2 protein-coding genes and 1 pseudogene are annotated in these 3,159 nt (G+C 42.2%); all 3 read left to right on the top strand.

Annotation, left to right across the window (positions count from 1 at the left end; genetic code table 11):
- Positions 1 to 735 (top strand): annotated as a pseudogene (locus WBN20_RS00480) (hypothetical protein); the annotation flags it as partial.
- Positions 736 to 1,962, top strand: a complete 1,227-nt coding sequence (locus WBN20_RS00485) for a hypothetical protein (RefSeq protein WP_424280319.1) — start codon at positions 736 to 738, stop codon at positions 1,960 to 1,962.
- The coding region (locus WBN20_RS00490) for a cellulase family glycosylhydrolase (RefSeq protein ID WP_424280320.1) at positions 1,946 to 3,159 on the top strand (1,214 nt) is incomplete at its 3' end. The genes WBN20_RS00485 and WBN20_RS00490, both read left to right, overlap by 17 nt.

Below are 3,159 nucleotides of genomic sequence, written 5' to 3' on the forward strand. Positions count from 1 at the left end.
AGTCTGGTACGCTATGGAAATGAATATGTCATTGTAGGTGAGCTCCAGAATGTGGATCGCGTCCCCGCCGATGTCACCATCAAAGCAACCCTTTACAATGCAACTGATGATGCATTAACCGATTATAATGCCAAATACCATATCAAACATAAGTTGATGCCAAAAGAGGTAACATCTTTCCGTATCAATTTTGAACAGATTGCATGGATAAAGGACAACCATTCAATGCCTGAGACCTTTAACCCTGATGAGTATACCCCTGTAGAACTTCAAGACGTTCCTGTAAAATTCAATCTCCAATGTGCTGCAAATGTTGCGGTAAGTGACCTCTATAAAGACGTGGCTTTGCAGGAATTACAATTGAACGAAAACCAAATGGATGGGATTTTATTCAATGCAGGCATACAGGAGGTTACCATACCACAGCTGTTGGTTTCTTACTATAATGAGGAACAACAGATTTTATGGTTAGATGACCATTTTATCACTGAAGGTATCCGGATACAACGGCAGCAGGCATTTCAATACCGGTTTGCAGATCTATCAGGTATTGAGGTCATTTCCAGGGATATGAACAATTGCTTTGTGAACGGGCTCCCCAATACAGAGATAGAAGCAAAGGAGTTATTTAATAAAGAGATGCACCATGGTGCTTCCTTATTGCAAGCCCATCACACAGATGGTTTTGAATTTATAAAAATAGAATTGAACCATTTTATTGGAAATCCAAGGTAGATGAAACAGTGTTTATACATCTTTATAAGTTTTCTTATCCTGGGTTGTTCAGGTTCAGTTGAGGAAGAAACTGTTGCTGCTGCTATTCATGTTCAAATTCCCCGGAAAACAAAGGCAGGCAAACCAGTAACGCTCCAATTTAGCATTTCCGGCAAAGGAATTCCACTATTGATAGTAAGCAATACACTGGGAACAACTGTTGTCAAGGGCATTCGTTCCGATGGGAAGGTGTCTTATCCTTTTCCTTCAGAATTTACAAGGAAATCGGGTACATGTCTTTGGTATTTATTACATAACAAAGTAGTTTTAGACAAAGGCAAGATTGAAATATTGAATACTGAGGCAAGCGTACAGATGGAAACCTATATCGGTCCACGCAATATCTATGCCGGTCAGAAAGATTATACCATGTTGGTAGCCGTACCAACGGATATATATGACAATCCTGTTGCGGAAGGAACAGAATTGACTATTCATACCCAATTTATGGACACCAAAGAGTCCTTTAAGGTAACAACCGGTCATTTAATTGGATGGCAAAGAATTACTTCACGGGAAAAGGCTTCACGTTTGTTCATCAACACATCATCTCAGGGAATTACTTCAAGGGAATTGGCAGTAGACATACATCCGTCACAAGCAACCCCATTTACCATTGCCTATGAAAGGAGCCATTCGCATGCCGATGGAAATCAGGTCATTACTTTTTCTACTTCAACCATACGGGATCGCCATGACAATAGCATCAGTGATGGAACCACAGTAATTTTTATGGTCACCACTTCCGAAGGAATAAAATTAAAAACACAGGGGAATACCATTAACGGGGTTGCCAGGGCTTTTATGCTACATCCCGATCGGGCGGTAAACTGGAAGGTACAGGGTTTTGTTCTTGGCGCTGCAAATAGTCCTCAGATAACTGTGGATTTCAAACCTGCGGTAACCGCTTATGAGGTTGAATTCCTTAAAGAAACAAATACCCTTCAAATAGGACCAGTATATGGTTATTTGGGGCAACAACAGCCCGATGGTACGCCTGTAGCTATTGAGATGTACAATAGTCGTGAGAATAGGGTACATACAATTCCCGGAATTCTTGGCAATGGCTTTTGCACTATAGTGCTTCCATGGGAACATCAGAGCCCCGGAATATATCGGCTTCAAATAGACATTGGGGGAACTGTTCATAATGAGTTAATAGAATTTACGGATGACCAGTTGGAATAAAAACATATATCGCTCCCTTTTGATCCTCTCTTTTGTTGGGCTCAATGCCGTTATCCTTTGGGGATTGGGCGAGGTATGGGTATTTTGGAATTCCGGAGCCGATAAGGCCTCCATCCTTCATACAGGAATAGAGGTTGACGATTCTAATCAGCCGGAAATTGAATGGGCGATTCTGGAGAACCAGGGTAGGCCCATGGAAAAACAAACGTTGCTCGATATTGAAAGGGATTACGTTCGGTCCTGGTATGTGCGTTCCGTGGCAATGGCCAGTAATGATTCCTATGGCCTGGATGACTATTATACAGATAGCCTGCGCAGTAAACTTTACCAGGTGCTCCAACTAAACAAGGCCAACGGAATAACGCTAGAAGAAACTACCCTGGCACATCATCCCGTACTTGAGTTCTATAGTACTGATGGCACGCTGGTTGTCTTTTCAGATCATAATGTTGAAAGTTATCATGAAGTATGGCAGGGCGGGGAAATGCTACATGCCATGAGGGAAATCAAATCGTATCAGGTAATGATGCTCCTGGAAGATGGCTTTTGGCGCGTGAGACACCTCGTTGAGGATAAGCATCCGTCAAGCCCCATAAAAGAGATTCGGGATTTGGGCTCGCCTCAAATTGAAAGCATCAAAGGGTTAAATTATTACCCTGCCCAAACACCCTGGAATATTTTTGGTTCGGGATTTAATGAAGAAATCATAAAGGAAGATTTTGCCAGGATTCGGGGAATGGGCTTAAATACCATTCGTATTTTTGTTCCGTATGAGGCCTTTGGGAAAGAGAAAGTAACGGAGGACAAGCAGTCGAAACTAATGAAAGTATTCGATATGGCTGCTAGAATGGATCTTAAGGTATTGGTGACCTTATTCGATTTTTATGGAAATTATGACCTGACGGATTGGACAGCGACCCACCGCCATGCCGATACACTTGTGAAACTGCTGAAAGAGCATCCGGCCCTTCTGGGGTGGGATATCAAGAATGAGCCTGATCTGGATTTCGATTCCAGAGGGAAAAATAAGGTACTTGCCTGGCTGGAAGAAATGATCTGTCAAATATCAAAATGGGACAGGGGGCATCCGGTGACCATTGGATGGTCTTCTCCCCAGGCAGCAGAACTTCTTGCAGATAAGGTCCATTTTATTTCCTTTCATTATTATGATAAACCTAATCAATTTCAAAAGACTTA

Source organism: Eudoraea sp. (genome assembly GCF_049665975.1).
Lineage (GTDB): Bacteria > Bacteroidota > Bacteroidia > Flavobacteriales > Flavobacteriaceae > Eudoraea.